This window comes from Spirillospora sp. NPDC048823 (genome assembly GCF_043198445.1).
Taxonomy (GTDB): Bacteria; Actinomycetota; Actinomycetes; order Streptosporangiales; family Streptosporangiaceae; genus Spirillospora.
In genome coordinates this window covers 1-24,399 of record NZ_JBICUT010000011.1, presented here as the reverse complement: position 1 = coordinate 24,399, position 24,399 = coordinate 1, and the positions used below count along the sequence as shown (strand labels likewise).

At 69.2% G+C, this 24,399-nt stretch carries 20 protein-coding genes, 1 tRNA gene and 1 pseudogene; 6 read left to right on the top strand and 16 right to left on the bottom strand.

Annotated features, from left to right (window positions below; genetic code table 11):
* Positions 1-139 precede the first annotated feature (139 nt).
* The 8 genes from ACGFK0_RS24070 to ACGFK0_RS24035 all read right to left on the bottom strand — a co-directional run bounded on the left by ACGFK0_RS24070 (position 140) and on the right by ACGFK0_RS24035 (position 8,394).
* Complete coding sequence (locus ACGFK0_RS24070; RefSeq protein ID WP_392908335.1) at positions 140-1,303, bottom strand: glycosyltransferase family 4 protein; 1,164 nt, start codon at positions 1,301-1,303, stop codon at positions 140-142.
* Between the two features lie 187 nt (positions 1,304-1,490).
* On the bottom strand, positions 1,491-2,576 hold the full coding sequence (locus ACGFK0_RS24065; RefSeq protein ID WP_392908331.1) for a DUF2207 domain-containing protein: 1,086 nt from the start codon (positions 2,574-2,576) through the stop codon (positions 1,491-1,493).
* Positions 2,577-2,708: 132 nt separating this feature from the next.
* Complete coding sequence (locus tag ACGFK0_RS24060) at positions 2,709-3,626, bottom strand: L-threonylcarbamoyladenylate synthase (RefSeq protein ID WP_392908328.1); 918 nt, start codon at positions 3,624-3,626, stop codon at positions 2,709-2,711.
* Positions 3,627-3,698: 72 nt separating this feature from the next.
* The gene (prmC, locus tag ACGFK0_RS24055) at positions 3,699-4,559 is read right to left on the bottom strand and encodes a peptide chain release factor N(5)-glutamine methyltransferase (RefSeq protein ID WP_392908325.1); all 861 of its coding nucleotides are present in this window, start codon (positions 4,557-4,559) and stop codon (positions 3,699-3,701) included.
* Positions 4,556-5,620 carry a peptide chain release factor 1 gene (gene prfA / locus ACGFK0_RS24050; protein WP_392908322.1) on the bottom strand — a complete coding sequence of 355 codons (1,065 nt, stop codon included), beginning with the start codon at positions 5,618-5,620 and terminating at the stop codon, positions 4,556-4,558. Before prfA ends, prmC begins: the two co-directional genes overlap by 4 nt.
* 123 nt (positions 5,621-5,743) lie before the next feature.
* Positions 5,744-5,962, bottom strand: a complete 219-nt coding sequence (gene rpmE, locus ACGFK0_RS24045; RefSeq protein WP_121434040.1) for a 50S ribosomal protein L31 — start codon at positions 5,960-5,962, stop codon at positions 5,744-5,746.
* 315 nt (positions 5,963-6,277) lie between these two features.
* Positions 6,278-6,928, bottom strand: coding sequence for a response regulator (locus ACGFK0_RS24040; RefSeq protein WP_392908319.1), 651 nt, complete (start codon positions 6,926-6,928; stop codon positions 6,278-6,280).
* A gap of 59 nt (positions 6,929-6,987) precedes the next feature.
* Positions 6,988-8,394, bottom strand: a complete 1,407-nt coding sequence (locus ACGFK0_RS24035) for a sensor histidine kinase (protein WP_392908316.1) — start codon at positions 8,392-8,394, stop codon at positions 6,988-6,990.
* Positions 8,395-8,611: 217 nt separating this feature from the next.
* Here ACGFK0_RS24035 and ACGFK0_RS24030 point away from each other — a divergent pair, with 217 nt between their 5' ends.
* Both ACGFK0_RS24030 and ACGFK0_RS24025 read left to right on the top strand, forming a co-directional pair.
* Positions 8,612-9,079: a hypothetical protein gene (locus ACGFK0_RS24030; protein ID WP_392908314.1), complete on the top strand. Its 468-nt coding sequence runs from the start codon at positions 8,612-8,614 to the stop codon at positions 9,077-9,079.
* A pseudogene (locus ACGFK0_RS24025) lies at positions 9,021-9,266 on the top strand (FCD domain-containing protein); the annotation flags it as partial. The gene ACGFK0_RS24030 and the pseudogene ACGFK0_RS24025, both read left to right, overlap by 59 nt.
* A gap of 230 nt (positions 9,267-9,496) precedes the next feature.
* Here ACGFK0_RS24025 and rho read toward each other — a convergent pair.
* The 7 genes from rho to ACGFK0_RS23990 all read right to left on the bottom strand — a co-directional run bounded on the left by rho (position 9,497) and on the right by ACGFK0_RS23990 (position 17,875).
* Positions 9,497-11,602, bottom strand: coding sequence for a transcription termination factor Rho (gene rho / locus ACGFK0_RS24020; protein WP_392908312.1), 2,106 nt, complete (start codon positions 11,600-11,602; stop codon positions 9,497-9,499).
* Positions 11,603-12,073: 471 nt separating this feature from the next.
* On the bottom strand, positions 12,074-13,036 hold the full coding sequence (thrB, locus tag ACGFK0_RS24015; protein WP_392908309.1) for a homoserine kinase: 963 nt from the start codon (positions 13,034-13,036) through the stop codon (positions 12,074-12,076).
* On the bottom strand, positions 12,999-14,066 hold the full coding sequence (thrC, locus tag ACGFK0_RS24010; RefSeq protein ID WP_392908307.1) for a threonine synthase: 1,068 nt from the start codon (positions 14,064-14,066) through the stop codon (positions 12,999-13,001). The genes thrB and thrC overlap by 38 nt, the downstream gene beginning before the upstream one ends.
* A 49-nt stretch (positions 14,067-14,115) precedes the next feature.
* Positions 14,116-15,420: a homoserine dehydrogenase gene (locus ACGFK0_RS24005; RefSeq protein ID WP_392908305.1), complete on the bottom strand. Its 1,305-nt coding sequence runs from the start codon at positions 15,418-15,420 to the stop codon at positions 14,116-14,118.
* Entirely contained in the window at positions 15,417-16,808 is a 1,392-nt protein-coding gene (gene lysA, locus ACGFK0_RS24000; protein WP_392908302.1) for a diaminopimelate decarboxylase, read from the bottom strand. Before lysA ends, ACGFK0_RS24005 begins: the two co-directional genes overlap by 4 nt.
* On the bottom strand, positions 16,805-17,491 hold the full coding sequence (locus tag ACGFK0_RS23995) for a DALR anticodon-binding domain-containing protein (protein WP_392908299.1): 687 nt from the start codon (positions 17,489-17,491) through the stop codon (positions 16,805-16,807). The genes lysA and ACGFK0_RS23995 overlap by 4 nt, the downstream gene beginning before the upstream one ends.
* 21 nt (positions 17,492-17,512) lie before the next feature.
* Entirely contained in the window at positions 17,513-17,875 is a 363-nt protein-coding gene (locus ACGFK0_RS23990) for a response regulator transcription factor (protein ID WP_392908831.1), read from the bottom strand.
* A gap of 127 nt (positions 17,876-18,002) precedes the next feature.
* On the opposite strand from ACGFK0_RS23990, the gene ACGFK0_RS23985 reads away from it, so the two are divergent.
* Both ACGFK0_RS23985 and ACGFK0_RS23980 read left to right on the top strand, forming a co-directional pair.
* A tRNA-Arg gene (locus ACGFK0_RS23985) sits at positions 18,003-18,074 on the top strand.
* 678 nt (positions 18,075-18,752) lie between these two features.
* Positions 18,753-20,075, top strand: a complete 1,323-nt coding sequence (locus ACGFK0_RS23980) for a hypothetical protein (RefSeq protein ID WP_392908297.1) — start codon at positions 18,753-18,755, stop codon at positions 20,073-20,075.
* Between the two features lie 34 nt (positions 20,076-20,109).
* On the opposite strand, the gene ACGFK0_RS23975 is transcribed toward ACGFK0_RS23980, so the two are convergent.
* Positions 20,110-21,054 carry a hypothetical protein gene (locus ACGFK0_RS23975; protein ID WP_392908294.1) on the bottom strand — a complete coding sequence of 315 codons (945 nt, stop codon included), beginning with the start codon at positions 21,052-21,054 and terminating at the stop codon, positions 20,110-20,112.
* A gap of 1,213 nt (positions 21,055-22,267) precedes the next feature.
* Between ACGFK0_RS23975 and ACGFK0_RS23970 the strand changes: the two genes are divergently transcribed.
* Entirely contained in the window at positions 22,268-23,029 is a 762-nt protein-coding gene (locus ACGFK0_RS23970; protein ID WP_392908291.1) for a hypothetical protein, read from the top strand.
* On the top strand, positions 22,959-24,179 hold the full coding sequence (locus ACGFK0_RS23965; protein WP_392908288.1) for a helix-turn-helix domain-containing protein: 1,221 nt from the start codon (positions 22,959-22,961) through the stop codon (positions 24,177-24,179). The genes ACGFK0_RS23970 and ACGFK0_RS23965 overlap by 71 nt, the downstream gene beginning before the upstream one ends.
* Positions 24,180-24,399: the final 220 nt, after the last annotated feature.

Genomic DNA, 24,399 nt, shown 5'->3' with positions numbered 1-24,399 from the left:
TCACAAGCGTCCGGATCGTCCACAATTACCCTTGAGGTAATGCCCGTCCGGGCCTGTGACCCCCACCTCCGCAACGCTTCCACCAGGGACTTTAGCCGAGGCGAACCCGTGCTTCAGGCGTCAGCGCGAAGACGGCCGGTCACGGAACACCCGCGCCATGGCGTGACGACCGACCGGGCCGGGGCGGGGACGCCAGCGGGTCGCGCGGGGTGGACGACCGCGGTTTGCGGAGCATCAGCAGGACACCGGCGATCGCCACCAGCAGCGTGATCCCGAGGGTGATCCAGGCGGCGTCGAACAGCGCGAGGCCGACCAGCCCGGAGGCCAGCAACCCGACCCAGAAGTACATGATCAGCACGGCGCGGCGGGTGGAGTGGCCGAGTTCCAGCAGCCGGTGATGCAGGTGCTGCTTGTCCGGCGAGAACGGCGACCTGCCCTGGTTGGTGCGCCTCCACACGGCGAGCAGCATGTCGATGAACGGCACCGCCGCCACCGCCGGGATCAGCAGCACGGGGACGAAGAACGGGAACAGCCCGTTCGCGAGGATCGCCGGGTCGAACTGGCCGGTCAGCATGATCGTGGACGCGCTGAGCAGCAGCCCGATCAGCATCGAGCCGGTGTCGCCCATGAAGATCTTCGCCGGGCTGAAGTTGTGCGGCAGGAAGCCCGCGCACATCCCGAACAGGACCGCGGCGATCAGTGTCGCGGCGGTCAGCGTGGTGAGCCCGTTCGTCCGCGACAGCAGGTAGGCGTAGGAGAACAGCGCGAGCGCGGCGATCCCGACGACGCCGGCGGCCAGCCCGTCCAGCCCGTCGATGAAGTTGACCGCGTTGATCGTGGCGACGACGACGAGGACGGTCAGCGGCACGCCGTAGGCGGGCGGCAGCGACAGCGACTCGCCCGTCGGCAGCGGGATCACATAGATCTGGATGCCCTGCATGATGAAGATCCCGGCCGCCGCGACCTGGCCGGCGAACTTGGTGAGCGCGTCCACTTCCCAGCGGTCGTCCGCGATGCCGATCAGCACGATCAGCCCGCCCGACAGCAGCAGCGCCTTGGCGACGCTGACGTCGCCGTCCGCGAGGACCTTGCGCATCTCCGGCAGCCCGGTCGCCACCACCAGCGCCGCGACCATCCCGCCGAACATCGCGAGACCGCCCAGCCGGGGCGTCGGGATGACGTGCACGTCACGGTCGCGGGGAACGGCCTGCGCCCCGAACCAGACGGCGAACCTGCGCACCAGCGGCGTCAGCAGGTAGGCGACCAGGGCGGCGACCAGGATCGCGAGCAGGTATTCCCGCACTCCCCTGCGCCTCCTTCACCGATCACCGCTGGTCGTTGGACTGCCCCGTGCGCGCGATCCCTCACATCCCGCCCCCGGGACCGCCCCCGGATTCCGGGCCGCGTCACCTTATAGACGGCTGAGCAGGACGATCTGTTCACGATCGCGATCGGTCAACTGTAAACCTCCCGGCGACTCTTCGCGGCGCTTACACCGCCCGGAACCGGTGGACGAGCATCGCCCCGGCCCCGACGATCACCAGCGCGAGACCGGCGAGGCACCGGTCGCCCAGCGAGAACGCCCACAGCCCGTGCGCCGCGACCTCGGCGCCCGCGTCGGCGGCGGCCAGCAGCGCCCCGGCCGCGGCCAGGGCAGGGCCGGCCCGGCGGCGCGGGACCGGACCACGGGACAGCAGCGCCACCGTCCCGAGGGACAGCGCGAGCAGCGCGGTGCCCGGCCAGCCGCCGGTCCAGCGCGGCGGGACGTACCGCGGGGGCTGGACGGCGACCGCGTGCTTGGGCAGCCGGACCCGGACCTTCATCCCCTCGTGCGGGGCAAGGGTGCGCTGGATGAAGTCCACGGCGTAGGGGCCGTCGCGGTCGCGCAGGCACCGGGTCGTCGCGCCGGAGGTGCCGGCGGCGCAGGTCACGTGCCGCAGCGGGACCGGCGCCTCCACCCGGACGGCCGCGTTCCTGATCGGGACGTCCCATCTCGTCCCGATCGCGTCCCAGACCAGCACGTCGTGGTCCGGGCGGGGGGTGAACGCCCCCTCGACCTCGTACTCGATCACGTAGGCCTGGCGTCCGCGGACCTCGCGCTGCAGGCCGCCGACGCTGATCTGCACGTCGTTCAGCAGTTTCATCGTCCGGACCCGGGCCGGGGCGCCCGTCGACGAGCTGCTCCTGATGCCGCGGATCCCGTACAGCCGGTCGCCGCGGCGGAACGGCACCTGCCGGACGATGCCGTGCCGGCCGGTATCGCCGAAGTCGTAGGTGATGGTCTCCCGGACGCGCAGGACCCCGTCGGTGCCCAGGGCGAGGACGACGTCGTAGGTCGCGATGCTCTCCGTGAGTTCCCCGGCGCCCGTTTCCGGCGGCGGCACCGCCCCGGACACCGCGGGAACGGGTTCGGCCGACCCAGAGGTCCCGCTGGTCCCGTCGGTTCCACCGGTCTCGTGGGTTCCGTCGGCGCCGCGGGCGGGCGGCAGGAGCACGAGGGCGGGCATGGCGAGGGCCAGCAGTAGCGTCCCCGCGGCAATCGCGGGACCACGGACACGGCCACGCACGTCAGGCATAGTTTCACCGTTGCCGCCGCTGTGTCGGCGTAACGACGTCGATACACCCGCCAGGCTACGTGCCACTGGCGGGTCCGGAGCCCGCTGTGACGTGAGTCATGGGCCGCCGGCCGGCCGGGCGCGGTCCCCGTTCTACGCCTGCTCCTCGCCTTCGGTGAGCGACTCTTTGGTGAGCGACGGCTTCACGTCCGCGCCGGCCTCGGCGGCCCCGGCGGAGACCGTCCCGTCGGCGGGCCCGGCGGGCTCGGCGACGGGCTCGGGGGCGGGCTCAGCCGCCGCGTCCGGGGCTTCCGGCTCCTCCCCCTTCGTCAGGGAAGGCTTGGCCATGTCCAACGCCGGCACGGCCCCTGCGGGCTCGGCGTCCGCCGTGACCTCGCCGGGCTCGTCCGTGCCGTCCGGGTCGTCCTCGTCGGTCAGCAGTACGCCGACCACCGCGCGGATCCGGTCCTCGGGAACGGCGCCCGCCCGCAACAGCCGCGGGACGGCGCCGGTCAGATCCACGATCGTCGACGGGGCGGCGTGCCCGGTCGCTCCGCCGGCCAGATACACCGAGACCGAGTCGCCGAGCATCTTCTCCGCGTCGTCGGCGGTGCGGGCCGGGGTCTGCCCGCTGAGGTTCGCGCTGCTGACGGCCAGCGGACCGGTCTCCTTCAGCAGCTCCACTGCCAGCTCGTGCATCGGCATCCGCACCGCGACGGTCCCCTTGGTGTCGCCGAGGTCCCACATGAGGTTCCGGTTCGCGCGGCACACCAGCGTCAGCGCGCCGGGCCAGAACTCGTCGATGAGGTCCTGCCCGTAGGTGCCGAGGTCCTCCACCAGCGCCGTCGCCGCCCGCACCGACCCGACCAGGACCGGCGGCGGCATCTCCCGCCCGCGCCCCTTGGCGTCCAGCAGCGCCGTGACCGCGGGCGCGGTGAACGCGTCCGCTGCGACGCCGTACACCGTGTCGGTCGGCATGACGATCAGCTCGCCGCGCCGTACGGCCGCCACGGCCTCCTCGATCCCGCGGGTGCGCTGCTTCGGATCGGCGCAGTCATAACGTCGGCTCACGGTCGCCCGTCTTCCTGTCTTCGCGGCGCTCATCGGGTATGGCACCGCCAAGGATAACGGCCGCGCGGCGCGTCACTCCGCCGCCAGCCGCGCCGTGACGAAGCGGTCCCGGTTGGTCAGGTCGCGGCGGTTGCGGACGTCCCGCCAGCCGTACTCCTCCGCGAGGATCCAGTAGACGCCGTTGCCCTGCAGGTCGCTGTGCTCGACGGCGACGTAGCCGCCGGGACGCAGCAGCCGGCGGGCGGTGCGCTCCACCACGCGGATCGCATCCAGGCCGTCGTCCCCGCCGCCCCACAGCGCGTCGGCGGGATCGTGGTCGCGGACGTCGCGCGGCACGTACTCCCACTCGCTCATCGGAATGTACGGGGGGTTGCTGACGACGAGGTCGACGGTGCCGTCCAGCTCCTTGAGCGCGGAGGCGAAGTCGTCCAGGTGCAGCCGGACGCGGCCCCGCTCGTCCAGCTCCTCGATGTTGCGGGTGGCGTGCACGAACGCGGTCGGGTCCTTCTCCACCGCGTGCACGCGCGCGCGAGGCGCCTCCAGCGCGATCGACAGCGCGATCGCCGCCGAGCCCGTGCCGAGGTCGACGACGAGGGGGTCGCGGACGTCCATGTCACGCAGCGTCTCCAGTGCCCAGCCGACCATGACCTCGGTCTCCGGGCGCGGGACGAACACGCCGGGCCCGACCTTCAGCTCCAGGTAGCGGAAGAACGCACGCCCGGTGATGTGCTGCAGCGGCTCCCCCGCCTCACGGCGCGCGACGAACTCCCAGAACCGGGCGTCGAACGCGCTGTCGGGGACGCCGTGCAGCTCCGTGCGCCGCACCCGGTGCACCGCCGCCGCCAGCTCCTCGGCGTCGGCGCGCGGGGACGCCGCGCCCGCGTCCGCGAGCCGTGCCGTCGCCCTGGCGATCTCGTCGAGCAGCAGATTCATGATCCTTGTGCTTCGGCCAGTCGGCGTTCCATCTCGGCGTCGACGAGCGCCTGCGTGACGTTGTGGAGATCGCCGTCCAGCACCTGGTCGAGGTTGTAGGCCTTGTAGCCGACCCGGTGGTCGGAGATCCGGTTCTCCGGATAGTTGTAGGTGCGCACCCGCTCGGACCGGTCCACCGTCCGGACCTGGCTCTTGCGCTCGGCCGCGGCGGCCGCGTCGGCCTCTTCCTGCGCCATCGCCAGCAGCCGCGACCGCAGGATGCGCAGCGCCTGCTCCTTGTTCTGCAGCTGGCTCTTCTCGTTCTGGCACGAGACGACGGCACCGGACGGCAGGTGCGTGATGCGGACGGCGGAGTCGGTGGTGTTCACGCTCTGCCCGCCGGGGCCGGACGAGCGGTACACGTCGATGCGCAGGTCGTTCGGGTCGATCTGGACGTCGACGTCCTCGGCCTCGGGCGTCACCAGCACGCCGACGGCGCTCGTGTGGATGCGTCCCTGGGACTCGGTCGCGGGGACGCGCTGCACGCGGTGCACTCCGCCCTCGAACTTGAGCCGCGTCCAGACGCCCTCCTCCTGGGCGCCCCTGGCCTTCACCGCGACCGTCACGCCCTTGTACCCGCCCAGGTCGGACAGGTGGGAGTCGATGATCTCGGTCTTCCAGCCGACGCGTTCGGCGTACCGCAGGTACATGCGCAGGAGGTCACCGGCGAACAGCGCGGACTCCTCACCGCCTTCGCCCGCCTTCACCTCGAGGATGACGTCCTTGGCGTCGTTCGGGTCGCGCGGGACGAGAAGATGCCGCAGCCGCTCCTCCAGCCCCTCCCGGCGCTTCTCCAGCTCGACGGCCTCGGCGGCGAACGCCTCGTCCTCCCCGGCCAGTTCACGCGCGGTGGCGAGGTCGTCCTCCGTCGACGCCAGGTCCCGGTGGGTCTCGACGATCGGCCGCAGTTCCGCGTAGCGCTTGCCCAGCTTGCGGGCCAGGTTCTGGTCACCATGGACGGACGGGTCGGCGAGCCGTTCCTCGATGCCCGCGTATTCGCTGATCAGATCGTCGAGATTCACGCTGTGTCCTGGCCCGTCCCGGCCCCCGGGGCCACGGCGGCTTCCGGAAACCGACTTCGGACGGCCCGGGGACCTTTCGAGGTGTCCCCGGGCCGTCCCTGGTCGCTGTGTGCGGCGCTCGCGCTACTTGTCGGCCTTCTTCTTGCCGAAGCGCTGCTCGAAGCGCGCGACCCGGCCACCGGTGTCGAGGATCTTCTGCTTGCCCGTGTAGAACGGGTGGCAGTTCGAGCACACGTCCGCGTGGATCACGCCGTTCTCGGCGGTGCTGCGGGTCTCGAAGGTGTTGCCGCACGTACACGTCACGGTCGTGACGACGTAGTTCGGGTGAATGTCAGGCTTCATTGTTCTCCTCGCTTCTGGCGGTCGCCGGGCGCCCCGGGGTCACATGGCCGATCACGCCCGACAGGGCCATGAATGATGCAGGAGACGTGAACCGGTACCGCAGCGGTTGCGCGAACCGTCCTCATCCTCGGCTGGGTCGGCGGTGCCGGGCCGCCGGAACACCCCGGATGAGAACGACTCGCTCCAAGTGTGCCAGATACCTGAACGTGGCGAGGTCACCGGGCATTCCCGATCCCGCCGGGGACGCACGCGCGCGCGGAACGTCCCCGGTCACGGGCGCTCAGCGGCCCGTGGTCAGCGGCCCGTGGTCGGCGGTCAGCCGCCGCGGCCCAGGTAGGCGAGGACGGCCATGACCCGCCGGTGCCCACCCTGCGCGAGCTGCAGGTCCAGCTTCATGAAGATGTTGGAGATGTGCTTCTCCACGGCGCCCTCGGTGACGACGAGGTCCGCCGCGATGGCGCCGTTCGACCGTCCCTGCGCCATCAGCCCCAGCACCTCCCGCTCACGCGGGGTCAGCGCCTCCAGCGGGTCCCCGATGCGCCGCCGCCCCAGCAGCTGGCCGATCACCTCGGGGTCGATGACCGTCCCGCCGCCGGCGATGCGGCGCACCGCGTCGATGAACTCGGCGATGTCCGACACGCGCTCCTTCAGCAGGTAGCCGACGCCCTCGGCACCGCCGCCGATCAGGTCGGTCGCGTACCGCTCCTCCACGTACTGCGACAGGACGAGGATCGGCGTGCCCGGCCTGCGCTCCCGGACGGCGAGGGCGGCGCGCAGCCCCTCGTCGGTGAACGACGGGGGCATCCGGACGTCCACGATCGCGAGGTCCGGGTCGTGCTCTTCGACGATCCCCAGGAGCCCGGGACCGTCACCGACCGTCGCCACCGTATCGATCCCGGCGTCGCCGAGCAGCCGGACGAGCCCTTCGCGCAACAGCACCGAATCCTCGGCGATCACTACCCGCATCCACCCATTATCGGGCCTGCGGCGGCCGTGGCGGGCCACCGCAGGCCATCCGGCGCGGGCTACCAGGTGCAGGGAAGGTCGGCGCGGATGATCGTGGGACCGCCGGCCGGGCTGTCCACGATGAGCATTCCGTCGATCGTGGCCGCCCGGTCGGCCAGCCCCGCCAGACCGCCGTCGGGGCGCGCGACCGCGCCGCCCATCCCGTTGTCGATCACCTCGACGACCACCCAGCGGTCCTCGCGGACGACGCGGACGGACGCGCGGGTCGCGCGGGCGTACTTGGCGATGTTCGCCAGCGACTCCGCCACGATGAAGTAGGCGATGCTCTCCACCGCCGCCGGGGGGCGTTCCGGCAGGTCGACGTCCACCTCGACGGGCACCGGGGCGCGGCCCGCCAGCCCCGACAGCGCCGGGTCCAGGCCGCGGTCGGTGAGGATCGCCGGGTAGATCCCGCGGGCCAGGTCGCGCAGCTCGGAGATCGCCTCCCGGGTACCCGAGTGGGCCTGCTCGATCAGCGCCCGCGCGCCCTCCGGGTCGTCGTCGAGCTTGGCGCGGGCGCGCCCGATGTCCATCGCCACCGCCAGCAGCCGCTGCTGGGCGCCGTCGTGCAGGTCGCGCTCGATGCGGCGGCGCTCGAACTCCGCCGCGTCCACCCCGCGGGCACGGCTCGCCCGCAGATGCTCCGTGCGCTTGCGCAGCTCCAGGTTCTCGGTCTGCGAGGGGCTCGGGCCGAGCATCAGCCGCGCCCACGCGGAATGCCCGATCGCCATGGTCCGCGTCACGTACATCGCCAGGACGAGGAACACCAGCCCGCCCACCGACAACGGCAGCGCCTCCAGCGGATTGCCGGCCCAGTACGAGACGAACCCGACGCTCACCTCGGCGCCGCCGTCCAACGCCACGATGACCGGCATCGCCAGCAGCATCCCCGTCGCGGCCCACACCGTCACCGACACGACGAACTCCACCAGCGTGATGGGGAACAGGACGGCGAGGTAGAGCAGGTCCTTCCAGGTCGCGGGGTCGGACGCCATCCCCTTCAGCTTGGCCAGCGGGTTGCGTCCCTTCGGCAGCCGCCGGTACGGGCTCGGGATGCGCACGCCGAACGCCGCGCGGACGAACTGCCGTTCCAGTATCGCGGCGCACCGCCACGCGATCATCATCAGCGCCAGCATCGGCAGGCCCACCCAGATGATCAGCAGGCCGAGGGACAGCGACAGCCCCACGGCCAGCGCGATGAAGCAGGCGAGCCCGAACGCCATGCTCGCGGCCAGATAGATCGCCGACCGCCATGTCAGCGACGACTTCGCCATGGCGAGCGGAGTCCACGGGGTGTTCGCGACGGTCGCCGCCGTGTCCCCGCCGACCTGCATCACCGCGGCCCATCGCGCCGCCGCCCACCGCGCGGCGGCGCCGCCCGCGGTCGCGCCCCCGCCGCCGGGGTCCCTGCTGCTCAGCTCGCCCACGTCGTCCCTCCGTACCCGTTCCAACCTACGGTCCAAGCCTGCCGAGCGGGAGGGACGGGCGACATGACGGCCACCGCCCAATGGGAGGTAGGGCTATCCCCACCCCCGGCGGAACCGCGTCCGATCGCCGCATCGGCCGGTATCGGCTGGCGATCGTCGGCATTGCCACCTGCGCCGGCGCTTCGAGGCCCTCCACACCTGCCGGCCGCATCCGGACGTGGCGCCCGCCGTGGCACTCGCCGCGCGCGCCGGGTTCCGGCTGGTGGTCGCCTCGGACGAGGATCCGGAACTCGTCCACGTGGCGTTGCGTCCCCTCGACGGCGCGTTCGCCGCCGTCTTCACACGCCGCGATGTCCACGACTGCGGATCCGCCAGCCTGGTCGACCAGGCGCTGGCCAGGCTCGACATCCCGGCGTGGCGGATCGTGCACGTTGCCGCGTCCCCGCGTCAGCTGAACATCACCGGGGCGCCCGGCGTACGCCGCGCCTGGCTGGACCGGCGACTGCCCGTGGCCTCCGCTGCCGGTCACCCGGTGTCCACCGGCGACGGAAGCGACCGTCTGCACCGGCTCCAGTACGACTGGCGCGGCGGCTCTCTGCCAGACGGTGCGGGCCCTTGTCGGCCGGATGGTGGTGATCCCCGCGGCGGAGGAGGCCACCCGGCAGATGGAGGAGCTGCCGCATGAGGCGCACCGGAGCGACGTGGTGGAGGCGGACCGCGCGTTCCACAATGCGCTGGTCGAGGCGGTCGGCAGTAAGCGGCTCAGCCGCCTCTACCAGGCGTTGGACGGAGAGATCCGGCTGTGCGTCGCCCAGCTGCGGCCGGCGTGGGCATCGCCGGCCGCGCTCGGCCGCGAGCACCGTGAGGTCTTGTCGGCCATCACCGAGGGGTCGATGGACGACGCGGTGGAGCGGATGCGCACCCACCTGGAGAAGGCGGTCGTCCATCTGACCGGCCGCCGGCCCGACCAGGCTACGGCGCCGCGGGGGTCCCGCTGCACGTGGCCACGACGGGGGCCGTCGAGGACGACTGACGCGCTCGCCCCGGGAACGCCGACGCCCCCGCCGGAACGATCCGGACGGGGGCGTCTGCGGCTTCTCGGTCAGCGGTCGTCGGAGACCGTGGTCTTCTGCACCTGGAGCAGGAACTCGGCGTTGGACTTGGTCTCCTTCATCTTCTCGATGAGGAGCTCCAGCGCCTGCTGCGTGTCGAGCGCGTGCAGCACCCGGCGCAGCTGCCACACGACCCGCAGCTCCTCCGGAGCCATGAGGATCTCCTCCTTGCGGGTGCTGGACGCGTCCACGTCCACCGCGGGGAAGATCCGCTTGTCGGCCAGGCTCCGGTTGAGCTTCAGCTCCATGTTGCCGGTGCCCTTGAACTCCTCGAAGATGACCTCGTCCATCCGGGACCCGGTCTCCACCAGCGCGGTCGCGAGAATGGTCAGCGAGCCGCCGTTCTCGATGTTGCGCGCGGCGCCGAAGAACCGCTTGGGCGGGTACAGGGCCGTCGAGTCGACACCACCGGACAGGATGCGTCCGGACGCGGGCGCCGCCAGGTTGTAGGCGCGGCCCAGACGGGTGATCGAGTCGAGCAGCACGACGACGTCGTGGCCCAGCTCGACGAGCCGCTTGGCGCGCTCGATCGCCAGCTCGGCGACCGTGGTGTGGTCCTCGGCGGGACGGTCGAAGGTCGAGTGGATGACCTCGCCCTTCACCGTCCGCTGCATGTCGGTGACCTCTTCCGGACGCTCGTCCACGAGGACGACCATCAGGTGGCACTCCGGGTTGTTCTTGGTGATCGCGTTGGCGATCGCCTGCAGCACCATCGTCTTGCCGGCCTTGGGCGGCGACACGATCAGGCCGCGCTGCCCCTTGCCGATCGGCGACACCAGGTCGATGATCCGGGTCGTCAGGATGCCCGCGTCGGTCTCCAGCCGCAGCCGCTCCTGCGGGTACAGCGGAGTCAGCTTGCTGAAGTCGACGCGGCCCTTGGCCTGGTCGGGCTCCATCCCGTTGACGGTGTCGAGGCGCACCAGCGCGTTGAACTTCTCGCGCCGCTCGCCCTCGCGGGCCTGCCGCACCGCACCGGTGATGACGTCGCCCTTGCGCAGCCCGTTCTTGCGGACCTGCGCCAGCGACACGTACACGTCGTTCGGGCCCGGCAGGTAACCGGTGGTGCGGACGAACGCGTAGTTGTCGAGGATGTCGAGGATGCCCGCGACCGGGATCAGGACGTCGTCCTCGGTGATCACCGGCTCCTCGTAGCGCTCGCGGCCGCGGCCCCGGTTGCGCTCGCGGAACCGGCGCCCGCGCCGGCCCCTGCCGCTGCCGTCGTCATCGTCGTGCTGGCCGCCCTGGCCGCCCTGACCGTGCTGGCCGCCCTGGCCGCCCTGGTTCTGGCCGCGCTGGCGGCCGCCGCCCTGGTCGCCCCGCTCGCCGCGGTCGCCCCGCTCGCCCCGCTCGCCGCGCTCCCGGCCGCCGCGCTGCCGCTGGCGTCCGCCGCCCTCGCGCCCCTCACGGCCGTCACGGCCGCCGTCGCGGTTCTCGCGCCCGTCCCTGCCGCCGTCGCGTCCGCCCTGGGATTCGCCGTCCTCGGCGTTCTGCTCGCGGCCCTGGTCACGGTCGCGGCCCTGCCGCTCACCGCGCTCGCCGCGTCCTTCGAGGCCCCCGCGATCCTGCCTGTCGTTCCGCTGCCGGCCGCCGCCCTGCCGCTCGGCCCGGTCCTGCTTCTCGGGCTTGTCGGCCGGCTTCTCGGCGGTCCTGTCCGCCTGCGCGTCCGCCTGCTTGTCTGCCGGGGCCTGCGCCGCGGCCGGGGCCTGCGCGTCGGCCGGCTTGGCGGCGGGCGCCTGCTCGCCCTCGCCGATCGTCACCTGGTCGTCGGACACCTCGTGCTTGGCCGCGGCGGTCCGGCTGCGCCGGGGACGCTCGGACTTCACCGAGGCAGCGGCTCCCTGCTCGCCCCCCGCCGAGCCCTGCTGCTGACCGCCCTGCTTCTCCTGGATGGCGGCAATGAGCTGGCTCTTGCGCATCCCGGTCACACCGGTGATGCCGAGGCTGGACGCGAGCGCCTTGAGCTCGGGCAGCACCATGGCCGACAGGCCGGTGCCCGACCGGCGGCGCCGGGGGGTGGCGGACTCCGCGCCGGCCGGTGCGGCGTCGGCGGGTCCCGTGCTTGATGCGTCCGTAAGGAGTTCGCTGGATTCGCTCACTAAGGGTCCTTCCCAGGGCGCGGGCGTTGGCCGGTTTCCGGCCAGTCGACCCGATGTTGCGGCCCGGCGGGGGCGCCGGAACGGGCTCCGCTGATCACGGTGGGGCCGGGATCTGCGTGTTCTGGGCGCAGCCAGATGGTGGACGGAACGGTTCGCTCGTGCGTGTTCCCGGTACCGCCACGTCCGAAGTTTCGCTGGAATGCCGGACAACGGGTTGTCACGGTGTCGGGAAGCCTTGTACGCGGGACCGATACGGCCGGAGGGCCGGACAGGCGACGCGCGGCTGACGAGCACGCTGCCCCGAACGGGGCATCTGGTGCGGCATTCAGCCTAACATCACCAGGCCGCACTGCTATTCCCCAGAGGTCGATGTCTTCGCATTTTACCTAGCGGGATCATGCCGGGACCTGAGCCGGGCGGGGGCCGCGACGGGCCCCGCCCCCGGTGCCGCCATCAGGACCGGAACCCCGATCATCCGGTCAGGACGCGTGCGCCGCGGGTCGCGACGTCCAATGGGTGCTTGAGCCACCCATTACCCACTCCGAGAGCCATCGAATCAACTTGTGATGCGCTTGTGAAGGCCAGGACAGTAGGACCCGCCCCGGAAATCACCGCCGGCACTCCCGCCGCGCGCAGGCTCCTGACCAGTGCGGCGGACTCCGGCATCGCGGGAGCGCGGTAGTCCTGGTGCAGCCGGTCCTCCGTCGCGTCCAGCAGGACGCCGGCGTCCAGCCCGCCGGTGAGCGCCGCGATGAGCAGCGCGGCGCGTCCCGCGTTGGCGGCGGCGTCGCGGTGCGGGACGGTCCCCGGCAGCAGCCCCCGCGCCCGCTCGGTCGCCAGCCGCTGCTCGGGAATGAACGCCACGACCTGCTTGACCTGCGATTCCAGGCGCACGAGCCGCGGGCCGCCCGGCGTCGTCCAGGCGATGGTCAGACCGCCGGCGAGGCACGGCGCGACGTTGTCGGGGTGCCCCTCGGTCTCGGTGGCCAGACGCAGCACCGCGTCGTCGTCGAGCAGCTTGCCCGCGGGGTGCAGCGCGCGGGCGGCGACGATCCCGGCGACGGTCGCGGCGGACGACGAGCCGAGCCCGCGGCTGTGCGGGATCCGGTTGCGGCATCGCAACCGGAGCCCCGGCGGCCGGCCGGGACCGGATCCGGCCAGTTCGTCCAGCACGCCGAAGGTGCGGTGCAGCGTCCTGACGATGAGGTGCCGCTCGCCCCGGTCGGCGGTCTCCGCCCCTTCGCCGTCCACCTCGATGGACAGCCCACCGCCGGTCACCTCGACCTCGACGTCGTCGTGCAGGCTCAGCGCGAGGCCGAGCGAGTCGAACCCGGGGCCCAGGTTGGCGCTGGTGGCCGGGGCCCGGACGAGCACCGGCCCTTCCGTCCAGCCCACCTCAGGTGAGACCGAGCTCGGACGCGGCGGAGTGCGCATCGACCTTGATGATGGTCGGGGCAGGCGCACCGGAGATGGCCCAGTCGGGGTCCTTGAGGCCGTTGCCCGTCACCGTGCAGACGACCTTGGAACCGGGCTCGACACCACCCTGCTCACTCGCCTGCAGAAGGCCCGCGACACTCGCCGCAGAGGCGGGCTCGACGAAGACCCCCTCTTCCCTGGCGAGAAGCCTGTAGGCGGCCAGAATCTGCCTGTCGGTCACGGACGCGATGGCGCCGCCGGACTCGTCCCGCGCGGCGATGGCGAGATCCCAGGACGCGGGGTTGCCGATCCTGATCGCGGTGGCGATGGTCTGCGGCTTCAGGACGGGTTCGCCCTTCACGAACGGCGCGGCCCCGCTCGCCTGGAAACCGAGCATGCGCGGCGTCCTGGACGCCTCCTTGTCTGCGGCGTACTCCTTGTACCCCATCCAGTACGCGGAGATGTTGCCGGCGTTCCCGACGGGCAGGCAGTGGACGTCGGGGGCGTCGCCGAGCGCGTCGACGATCTCGAACGCCGCCGTCTTCTGGCCCTGCAGCCGGTACTTGTTGACCGAGTTGACGAGCGCGACCGGGTAGTCGACCGACAGTTTCCGCGCCAGTTCGAGACAGTCGTCGAAGTTGCCGTCGACCTGCAGCAGCCGGGCCCCGTGCACGAGCGCCTGCGCCAGCTTCCCCATCGCGATCTTGCCGTTGGGGACGAGGACCGCGCAGGTCATCCCGGCACGCACCGCGTAGGCGGCGGCGGACGCGGACGTGTTGCCGGTCGAGGCGCAGATCACCGCCTTGGCGCCGTCCTCGGCGGCCTTGCTGATCGCCAGCGTCATCCCGCGGTCCTTGAACGACCCGGTCGGGTTGGCGCCCTCCACCTTGAGGAACACCTCGCAGCCGGTCAGCTGGGACAGGCGGCCGGCGGGCAGGAGCGGGGTAGCGCCCTCCAGCAGCGTGACGACCGGCGTCGCGTCCGTCACCGGAAGCCGGTCGCGGTATTCCTCGATAAGGCCACGCCACGCGCGGGCGTTCGGATTCAAGTCGATCTCCTCGGATGACCTGCGATGTTGACCGGATTCTACCGGTCGCTCACTCCTCGCCCTCGACGCGCATGACGCTCGCCACCTCGCGGACGATGTCGAGCCCGCGGAGCCCCGCCACCGTCGCCGACAACGCCGCGTCCGGTGCCCGGTGCGTCACGACGACGAGTTGCGCCTCCTCGCCCAGCCCGACCTGCCGGACGGCCTGGATCGAGACGCCGTGCCTGGCGAACTCCTCGGCGACCGTGGCCAGGACACCGGCCTCGTCGGTCACGTCCACCTGGATGTAGTAGCGCGTGACCGTCTCGCCCATCGGCAGTACCGGAAGCTTGGCGTACGTCACTTCGACCGGTCCGGGCGTACCGCCGGCGACGTTCCGCGCCACCGCGACCAGGTCACCGAGAATCGCCGACGCCGTCGGCGCTCCACCGGCACCCGCGCCATAGAACATCAGCGAACCGGCCGACTCCGCCTCCACGAACACCGCGTTGTACGCCTCGCGGACGCTCGCCAGCGGATGCGACCGCGGAATCATCGCCGGATACACGCGAACCGACACGCCACGGCCGTTGCGGCCGTCCTCCGAAGGAACCCGCTCGCAGATGGCGAGAAGCTTGACGACGCAGTCCATCCCCTGGGCGCCCGCCACGTCCGCGGCGCTCACCTCGGTGATGCCCTCCCGGTGAACGTCCGCGGCCGTCACCGGAGTGTGGAAGGCGAGCTGCGCCAGGATCGCCGCCTTGGCCGCCGCGTCGAAACCCTCCACATCGGCCGTCGGGTCGGCCTCCGCGTAACCCAGCGCCTGCGCCTCTTCGAGCGCCTCGTTGAACCCCGCACCATGCGTGTCCATCTGGTCGAGGACGTAGTTCGTGGTGCCGTTCACGATGCCGAGCACCCGATGCACGTGGTCGCCGACCAGAGACTCCCGCAACGGCCGCAGCAGCGGGATCGCCCCCGCCACGGACGCCTCGTAGTACAGGTCGGCGCCGTACTCCCTCGCCGCCGCGAACAGCGTCGCCCCGTCCTCGGCCAGCAGCGCCTTGTTCGCCGTGATGACCGACTTGCCGGCCTTCATCGCCTCCAGCATCAGCGTCCTGGCCGGCTCGATACCGCCGATCACCTCGATGACGATGTCGACGTCGTCCCTCGTCACCAGGCCCTGCGCATCCGTCGTCAGCAGCTCTCGGCCGATGCCCTCGCGCACCCGGTCGGGCCGCCGCACCGCGATCCCCGCCAGCTCCAGCGGCGTCCCGACACGCGCGGCCAGGTCGTCCGCCTGCTCGTTCAGCAGCCGGACGACCTCCGTGCCGACCACCCCGCATCCGAGCAGGGCCACGCGCAGTCCGGGTTTCACGCTTCGACCTCCGCATCGAGCCGCAACAGGTCCTCCGCGCTCTCCCGGCGGACGATCACGCGTGACCTGCCGTCCCGCACCGCCACCACGGCCGGCTTCGGGACGAAGTTGTAGTTACTGGCCATCGATCGACAGTACGCACCGGTCGCGGCGACCGCCACCAGGTCCCCCGCCGCAAGATCTTCGGGGAACCACAGGTCACGCACCACAATGTCGCCGCTTTCGCAGTGCTTGCCGACAAGCCTACTGAGCATGGGCGGTGCCTCAGACGACCTGCTGGCCAGCACCCCGGTGTACTCGGCGCCGTACAGGGCCGTCCGCAGGTTGTCGCTCATCCCCCCGTCCACCGAGACGTACGTGCGCAGGCCCTCGACGTCCTTCACCGTCCCGACCTCGTACAGCGTGACGCCCGCGGGACCCACGATCGCCCGCCCCGGCTCCACCGTCAGCCGCGGCACCGTCAGCCCGTACGCCCGGCACTCGCGCACCACAATGTCCCGCAACGCGTCCGCGATCGACTTCGGGTCATGGGGCTCCTCCCCCGGCACGTACGCGATCCCGTACCCGCCGCCGAGGTCCAGCTCCGGAAGCTGGACCCCGTGCTCGTCCCGGATGGCCACCAGCAGCCCGGCCAGCCGGTGCGCGGCCACCTCGAACGCGTCCACCTCGAAGATCTGCGACCCGATATGGCTGTGCAGCCCCACCAGTTCAAGTTGCTTCAGCCCCAGCACCCGGCGCACGGCCTCAAGGGCGGCCCCGGAATTCCTGGAGAACCCGAACTTCTGGTCGTCATGGGCGGTCGCGATGAACTCATGGGTGTGCGCCTCAACACCCGTGGTGACGCGCACCATCACCTTGGCCCGGACGCCCTTCTCCTGGGCGATGTACCCCACGCGGGCGATCTCCTCGAACGAATCGAGCACGATCCGCCCAACCCCTACCTCGAGGGCCTTCTCAATCTCCCAGGACGCCTTGTTGCTTCCATGCAACGTGATGCGCTCCGTGGGGAACCCGGCCGCCAATGCAATGGCAAGCTCGCCGCCACTGCACACATCGAGCCCGAGCCCCTCCTCGTTCAGCCACTTCGCCACGGCCGCACACAGAAACGCCTTGCCCGCGTAGTGCACGTCCCCGTCATGGAACGCCGCCGCATACTCCCTGGCCCGGCTCCGCACGTCCTCCTCGTCATAGACGAAAAGAGGCGTCCCGTACTCCCGCGCGAGATCCCGGACGTCGACACCACCGACGGTGAGAACGCCCCCGTCCCGCTTGGCGCTGCGCGGCCAGACCGTTGGCTCCAGCGCATTCAGATCGTCCGCAGGCCCCACCGGATGGTCCTCCGGCAAAACGTCAGCGTGCAGGGGCCCAGCTGGATGTACTCGACTCATATCCGCTCTCTAGGGGTCTCACCAATAACGTTCAGCCCGTTGCCGAGGACGACCTTCACGGCCTCCGCCAAGCCCACCCGCCCGGCATGCACCGTCCCGGGCTCCTCATCACCCCTGGGCACGGCAGGACACCGCTCATGGACGTCGTGGTACGCCCCGGCCACTCTCTCCAAACAAAACATCAGCGGCCTTGCATCCCGTTCCCGCTCCGCCTGTGCGGCGCGCCCCGGCACGTCCCCCAACGTCCCCACAAGCTCAAGCTCCTCAGGCGCGAAATCCCGAGGACGCTCTGCCCAGACCCCAAGCTCAGAAGCCCAGCGCCCCACCCAGCAAGCCCGCGCATAGGCATAACGCACCGAAAACCCCGGATTCTCAAACGTCCGGGGCCACTCGTTCCATCCACCCTCGGGCACCGGCCCACCGCGAAACCTGGCAACGGCCTCCACCACGTCGGCCGCTGGAACCACGACCCGCACGAACCCGCGCCCTGTCACGACACCCCCGGCACGGCGCGCGATGACCCCCGGATCAACCCCGAGCTTCAGCGCCACGGGACTCTCGTAAACTCCGGGACCCCGGCTGAAAACGACCACACTCTCAGGCACCCGAACATCAAGCTCACCCTGCGCCACGGCGTCCCGCACCGCGCGCACAAGGGCATCACCGACATCGCCTGGAGTCACCCTGGTGAGACTATCCGACCATTATCTGGACACAGTGGCGAGCTTCCGCACCGTCTGGATCAGCTGGTTCGGGTCGAACGGCTTGGTCACGTAGGCGTCCACACCGATCTCATGCCCCCGCCGCACATCATGCTCCTGCGCCCTGGCGGTGATCATCACGACCCGGATGTGCGCCGTCCCGGGATCCTCCCGCAACCTGATCGCGGTGACCCATCCGTCCAGCCGCGGCATCATCACATCAAGCGTGATCACGTCCGGGCTGACGTCCGCCACCTTCTCCAGGCAGTCCTGGCCGTCCACCGCGGTCGCCACCTCGAACCCCTCCAGTTGCAGGTTCACGGCGATGAGCTGGCGGATCACCTCGTCGTCATCGACGACCAGCACGCGTCCCAGTGGCTCGGTCACGGCCTCGAAGTTAGCCCACTCCCACCCCACACGCACGGCGAACGCCCACGTGCGCGTCACCCTGCCAACCCTGGTAACCTTCTACCGCGCCGCCCGAGGGCGCAGGGCCCCCTTAGCTCAGGGGATAGAGCAACGGCCTCCGGAGCCGTGTGCGCAGGTTCGAATCCTGCAGGGGGCACCCAGAAGATGGGAACGACCGGTCTCGCTGTTGGTCGTGATCCCTCGGCATTTCAGATCCTCGCTCTGTGACGCTCTCTGTGGCTCTGGTGAGCATCTTCAGCGTATCTTCTCGCACGGTCACACGGAACGTGGCTTCGTGGCGGGTCCGGTTGTAGCGGATCTGCAACTGGAAGGCGTCGAGAAGTCGTCGCTCCAGTTCCTCGGGTAGCTCTGAAAGTTTGAGCGGCAGCTGTGGGATGGAGCCGAGCAGATCGGCGTCGTCACCGGCTGGAGGGTTTTCGGCGTTGAGTTGGTCGAGTTCGCCTTGCTTAGCGCGCCGGGTGGCCGTCAACTCGGCGAATCGACGTTGGACGGACTGCCTGTACTCACGATCGGCGTCGGTGTCACCGGTGGACTCGAAGGTCTCCAGCTGAAGGGATTCACCATGTCCTGCGGTTCCGGCTGGCAGGAAGCCGCTCCTTCGTCACCATCGCGAACCGAGGTTTCACGGTGGAACCGGTCAAGCCGCCGGCATTTGACCCGCGCATTTTCCTCCAGCACCGCGGCCCCAGTTGATCTTCATCGGGCGTGATCAATGTCGGGTATCCACATGCCGGTGCTGACGCACAGGGCGTCGCGCACACGCCACGTCGCAGCGTCTCATTGAAATGTCAGGGGTTGTACCTATTGTGGAGGTGTGACCCATACCGTTTTCCATCGGGGCTACGGCATCGAGCTCAACCTCACCGAAGACGATCTGGGGCATCCCGACCGCCCAGGTCTCCTCGATGAGCTGTACCGCAACTACATGCCTGACTTGCTGTACTGCGTTGACGCATATGAACATGGTGGTCGCGCGTGTCCCGGGTTCATGACGATCCGGAAGCTCAATGGGTGTCCGCACGCGATGCATGTCAACATCGGCGAACTCAGGAAGACGAAGAACGAGAGCGATCTTCATAAGGCTCTCAAGGAGTACACGGCGAGGACCGCCGACCGTGAAGGCTTCACCGCCCATGTAGAGGATCGGCCCAGGCATGGCCGCCGGCGCACCGATGTGGTCGTCAAAGGCGACAAGGGTAAAGAGATCGGCTACGAGATCCAACTGTCCGCCATCGCCGGCGGCTCGGTGGACAAGCGGACCCGTGTCGCCCACGCGGACGCGCTGATCCCGTTGTGGCTGGTCAACGATGAGAACGCGATCCCCATTGACCGTGCACCCTGGGCGCGGTTGAGCGTCTTCAACTGGAGAGACATCGGCAGCCGCGAAGCGCTCCCCGTGCGCGGCGGCGTGAAGACGCTTCGCCTGATGACCTGCGACTGGAGCAACCCTCAGCCGTGCCCGAACCAGGGTCGTGGACGCTGCGGCGGCCGCCATGGTGTGTGGGAAGCAACCGCTGGCTTGTACTACGACGATGTGATCTACCGGACGGCCGCCGGCGAACTCGTTCCGCTCTACTTCGAGCGCTCCGACGGCCGACGCGGGTGGCACATGTGGGTCACCCCCGCGGACAAAGAAGAGTTCCTCCAAGGCCGCCCAGAGGCATCGCCAGGAGCCAGCCAAGGCAAAGCGCTGGGGCGCGAGGGCCCTGCGCCCGTCCCGAAGGCGCGCGACCCCGCGTGTTACTACGGGGAGGACGCCGGAATCCGTGTCGAACTTGCCCGCCCTCGTGACAACGGCGATCCGATCGACGCCTCTGACTGGATCTCTGAGCCGCCCTTGACGCAATTCACCACGACTCGGGAGATGGATGGATACTACATACCCGGCGATCTCATAGCCGCACAGGGCGCTTATCAACTAGCTGATGAGCAGTGCGAACGAATCTCTGGAGCCCTCCCGCGGTCCGCCGATATCGCAGATGGCCGCGCAGAGATCACCGCACGTCAGGAATCTGAACTCTCGACTGCCCGACGGGAGCGCCTACGGCTGGTTGAAGAGCTCAACGGCCACCCTTGGTGGAACAGCGTTGACAATCGACATCTGGCCAAACAAGCGCTTAGGAAAGTTGCCCGATAGGCAGCTGCTCTGAAATCGGCGGCAATCACCCCAGTCACGCTCGTTCGGATCTGGATCCGCGTATGGCCGGAAGGCTCGCTGTGAGGGTCTGCGCGTAGTCGATAAGGCGATCAGCCGTGGCGTCTGACGCAGACAACGACTGATCGATTTCAGTCATGGCCGCTTTTTCCGCGTCTCCGCTGAGTTCCTCCTCTTGAAGCTGGGCCTCCAGCTTGGCAATTCTGATCTTGGTCTCGCGCACTGCTTCGACGGAGGTAGATACTTTCGAGATCGCATCGACAGTCTCCGTTGGAACCCCGCGCTGCGTGAGGAACTCTGTAAGCTCTGTGGTTTCCACTAGCAGCGGCATGCGATGTTCCTGCCAGTCGCGGCCCCAAAGCCGACGTCGGCGTGCTTCGGGGAAACCGTCCTCAACAAGTGTCGGCTCTCCGCCTGGTCCCGTCTGGACCGTTAGGCCAAGGCTCTCGATGTGCTCCTGTGTCTTCGCCGCGAAATCCTCAGAACGCGGATCACCGGGGAGGGCTGGCCCGTCGGCGAGAACCATCCCCAACTCGGCAAGATTGCGGTCGTGCTCAGGGATTTTGGGAAGATGCTTCATATCTTCATCTGTCAACCACGAATAGGGATCGCCTGCAGCAACGCGAACGGCATTAGGCTTCCGGCCATGAGCGGTGAACAGAACAGCGATCATGGCTGCGTCTGCCCACCAGGCGACGAGGCCACGGAACGCCTCGCGATGTTGCCGGGAACTTTCTTGAGCCAGTTTGCACCGCAACGAAAGGAGCGTATCCTGCGGAAGAGGGATGGCCGTAATATCAGTGGTACCTGCCATCCTGTTGGCAACGCGCTCTTCCAACCGTCGCTCGGCCTCGTCGTCCAACCGCTCGGCGAGCGAGTCCACCTCCAGGTACTCAGCTCTGAACTGCTCAACGACCACCGCCAGATCGGCCAGCACTTGATCGAGGTGCTCGTCAGACATCTTGATCATGGAATCCTGCGATGGACCAGCCGCCATAGGACACTTCCTCCCGGATTCATGCTCAACCACGCAATCATTGCGAGGTTTCTGGCGCTATGCGCGTTTTCTCATCTCGCTGAGGCAACTCAAGAGAGTAGCCTCCGCCGTGAGACCCGGTGACTGAAACGCGTAATCGGCATAGGTACCGGTTGGCACAAGTCCTTCAATCAGGTGATGTCAAGGTTGCCCTGTCGCCTGCCATCAGCGCATGTCTCGGCCAAGGGCATGCCTGCCCGCGCCCCTCAATAGCAACCGATCACGGTCTTCGTTGGCCTTGGCTCGCAGAGCGTAGCTCCCGGTGCCGAGCGGCCACGGGGCGCCGGGCCTCCCGGGCTTACCCAACGGTTGTCCGGCGCCGAGCGGCGAGTGGTCGAGGCGGCGGCGCGAAGGCTCACGACAGGCAACTCGCTGATGACAGCTCAGGAACTCGCTTCGCCGAACGGGAGATCCAGCTCCCGGTGACCTCGTCCAGATCGCGGCTCTCGCCCAAGCCCTCCGCGGCGTCGGCCCCATCACCGAGCCGACGAGGCGGGCGCGGAAGTCTGGGCATCAGCACCCCTGAGTGGCGGTGCGCTCACCAACCCGATCAACGCCGACCTGGCCGACTTCATCGGCCCCGGCTCCACCCCGGCGGCCGCCGCGCTCGCGGCAGTGGCCTCAACACCCGTGAACGGGTGCGCACCGCCTTCACCGCAGCGACCACCAGGCTCAACTGCACCCGAGCACGCCGAGCCGCCGAAGCCTGGGGACACAACGGCAGGACCCTCGGCGTGGCCGTCACCGCGCCACCCCGTCTTGCCTGGCTCCGCTTGCTCCACGCCTCGGAGCGCGGAGGCGGCCTTCAAGATCTCGTTGGCCGCTTCAGCTCGCTGTTCTCTTTGCGCACCCGCTTGAGCTCTTCGCGCTCGGCGGTGGTCAGCTGCTCGGGCCGCTCGCCCGGCCTGACGGTCTTCATGGTTCGTTGCCGAACCCGAGGCCGGCGACCGCATACCCCCGGCGGCAGCGAGCGGCACTGAGGTACCCAGATATCCGAGCCAGGCCGACGTCGGCACCGATGAAGCAATAATGCAAGTTTTGTGTGATCGACTGAAGCGATTGGGATACACTCAGACCTCGCGCCGAGTGAAGAGGGGCAGTAAAAGTGGACGCTTCAGAACCGGCCTGGGCTGTAGACTTGTTCGGCGAGGACGCCAGCGCGATTCGGGTAGCGATCGAAGCCGCGCTCGCTGAGACTCAGGAAGCGATGCGCGACAGCCATACGGCAGGCCGCTCCAGCAAGAAGTTCACCGCCGGTAGTTCCCGGATGACCAACCAGTTCGAGCGGCTCGTCGAGCAGATCGTCGCTCTGGACATCGAAGGCACTGAGCAGGTGTCGGTGGACGGCGTCTTCTACGAGCTGGCACTCGTCCACAACGTGCTCCTGTACCCGTACCAGATCGACCTCAAGAAGGGCGCCGAGCCCGGCGACCGGTGGCCGAAGCCGAAGCTCTCCCGTGTCATCCGAGAGCTCTTCAAGCTCACTGAACCACAGCAGGGCCAGTGGGTGGAGGACACCTTCGAGGGCATGGAGGTTCCGGGCATTGAGCTGCGCCGGACGCTCGCCGAGCTCGCTCTGCGTGCCCCGCGACCCTCGCTTGTCCTCATCCCCTACGCCATGAACCTGTCCGGTCTCCAACGGGCCTGGTGGGGTCAGGCGACTCTGCTGGATGAGGCGGGGCACATGCGCTGGATCACTGAGTGCTCCGAGCTGGCCACTGCGCCCATCACCTTGAGCGAGGCAGCGCAGCAGGGGTCTGACCAGGACGGCTTCTCCTCAGGAGACGTACCTTCAATCACCATGTCGGCTCGTTCGGAAGCTGATCGGCATGGCAAGGTACCTCCGAGGACAGAATCTGAAGACGATCAAGCCGACGCCGTTGAGAGAGATGAAGACTGATCAGCCGCCAATCCCAGGGACCGATACGGCCATCACGCCCAAGGCGGTGTGGGAAGCGTTCTACGCTCCACGACTCACTCAGGCTCGTCGGCTGGCTGGCATGACCAAGAAGCAGGTCGCCGAGGGGATCGGGGTCTCGCCAGCCGCAGTCGGCCAGTACGAGACCGGCAGCACCAGGCCCCGACCTGATGTGCTTCCTCGCCTGGCCGAGACACTCGATGTCCCGGTTCAGTTCTTCGCTGCAGGACGCCCCATGGCCCCCGTCGACTTGTCCATGGCTCATTTCCGCGCGTTGCGCTCCACTTCGGGAGCGCAACGCGACCGTGCCCTTGTGTTCGCTGAGCAGATCTGGGAGCTGACCCACGCGCTGGAACGACGAGTCCAGCTCCCGCTGGTCGATCTACCGGGCTTCGCAGGAGGAGAAGTCCACCCTGGCACGGATCTGCCCGGCGACCCCGCAGGAGCCGCCCGAGAACTCCGAATGATCTGGGGTCTCGGCGATGGACCGGTCCGACACCTGACCCGGCAACTTGAGGGTCACGGCATCGTGGTCGTGGCGCCACAGGAGAACAGGGTCGCTACGAAAGTGGACGCGTTCGCCAATGCCGGGCTGCCCCGCCCGCTGATCGTCTTGACCACCAACCGCACTGACGACGTGTACCGCTACCGATTCAGCGGGGCACACGAACTCGGCCACCTCGTTCTGCACGCCACCTCTAGAGGTGACCAGCAGCAGGAACGTGAAGCCGACGCGTTTGCTGCCGAATTCCTCACCCCCCGCAAGAGCATCCTGCCGCTCCTACCTTCACGCCTCGATCTCGCTCAGCTCGCGACACTGTCCGGCACCTGGGGCGTCTCCGTCGACTCCTTGATCTACAGATGCAGAGAGCTTGGTTTGATCTCAGACGCCACCACCAGCCGCGCCTACCAACGCCTCCGCGCACTCCGACACCAACCAGGATTCGCTCCCGAGCCCGTCGCTCACTATCCCGGAGAGCAGCCAGTGATGCTCCGACAGGCGTACGAGCTCGCCGAACAAGAGACCGGCCTCACCATCCGCAAACTCGCTCACGAACTCTGCTGGCACCCCAACCACGTTCGCGAACTCCTCGGAATGCCCGACACCCGACCCACGCTCCGACTCGTGTAGCGCTCCACGCTGCTCTTATGGCCAACGGTCACCTTGGCGAAATCCCCATTGGATGGGCATGCGATCAGTCGGTGGTGGCGACGAGAAGTTTCCACAAGATTCCGTCCTCACCCTGGACTAAGTTAGGCCCTTGTGTCGTTTCCGTGGGTCGTTGATCGGGTTATAGGCGTCCGGGCAGGGGTGGGCAGAGGCCGCCGCGGGTGAGGGCGGCCATGGCGAT

Bases quoted from the DNA above. Each gene is read 5' to 3' on its own strand.
- thrB (WP_392908309.1), bottom strand. From the start codon at position 13,036: ATGCGCACTCCGCCGCGTCCGAGCTCGGTCTCACCTGAGGTGGGCTGG.
- ACGFK0_RS24040 (WP_392908319.1), bottom strand. From the start codon at position 6,928: ATGCGGGTAGTGATCGCCGAGGATTCGGTGCTGTTGCGCGAAGGGCTC.
- ACGFK0_RS24065 (WP_392908331.1), bottom strand. From the start codon at position 2,576: ATGCCTGACGTGCGTGGCCGTGTCCGTGGTCCCGCGATTGCCGCGGGG.
- rpmE (WP_121434040.1), bottom strand. From the start codon at position 5,962: ATGAAGCCTGACATTCACCCGAACTACGTCGTCACGACCGTGACGTGT.
- prmC (WP_392908325.1), bottom strand. From the start codon at position 4,559: ATGAATCTGCTGCTCGACGAGATCGCCAGGGCGACGGCACGGCTCGCG.
- lysA (WP_392908302.1), bottom strand. From the start codon at position 16,808: ATGAGTCGAGTACATCCAGCTGGGCCCCTGCACGCTGACGTTTTGCCG.
- ACGFK0_RS23965 (WP_392908288.1), top strand. From the start codon at position 22,959: ATGGCAAGGTACCTCCGAGGACAGAATCTGAAGACGATCAAGCCGACG.
- ACGFK0_RS23975 (WP_392908294.1), bottom strand. From the start codon at position 21,054: ATGTCTGACGAGCACCTCGATCAAGTGCTGGCCGATCTGGCGGTGGTC.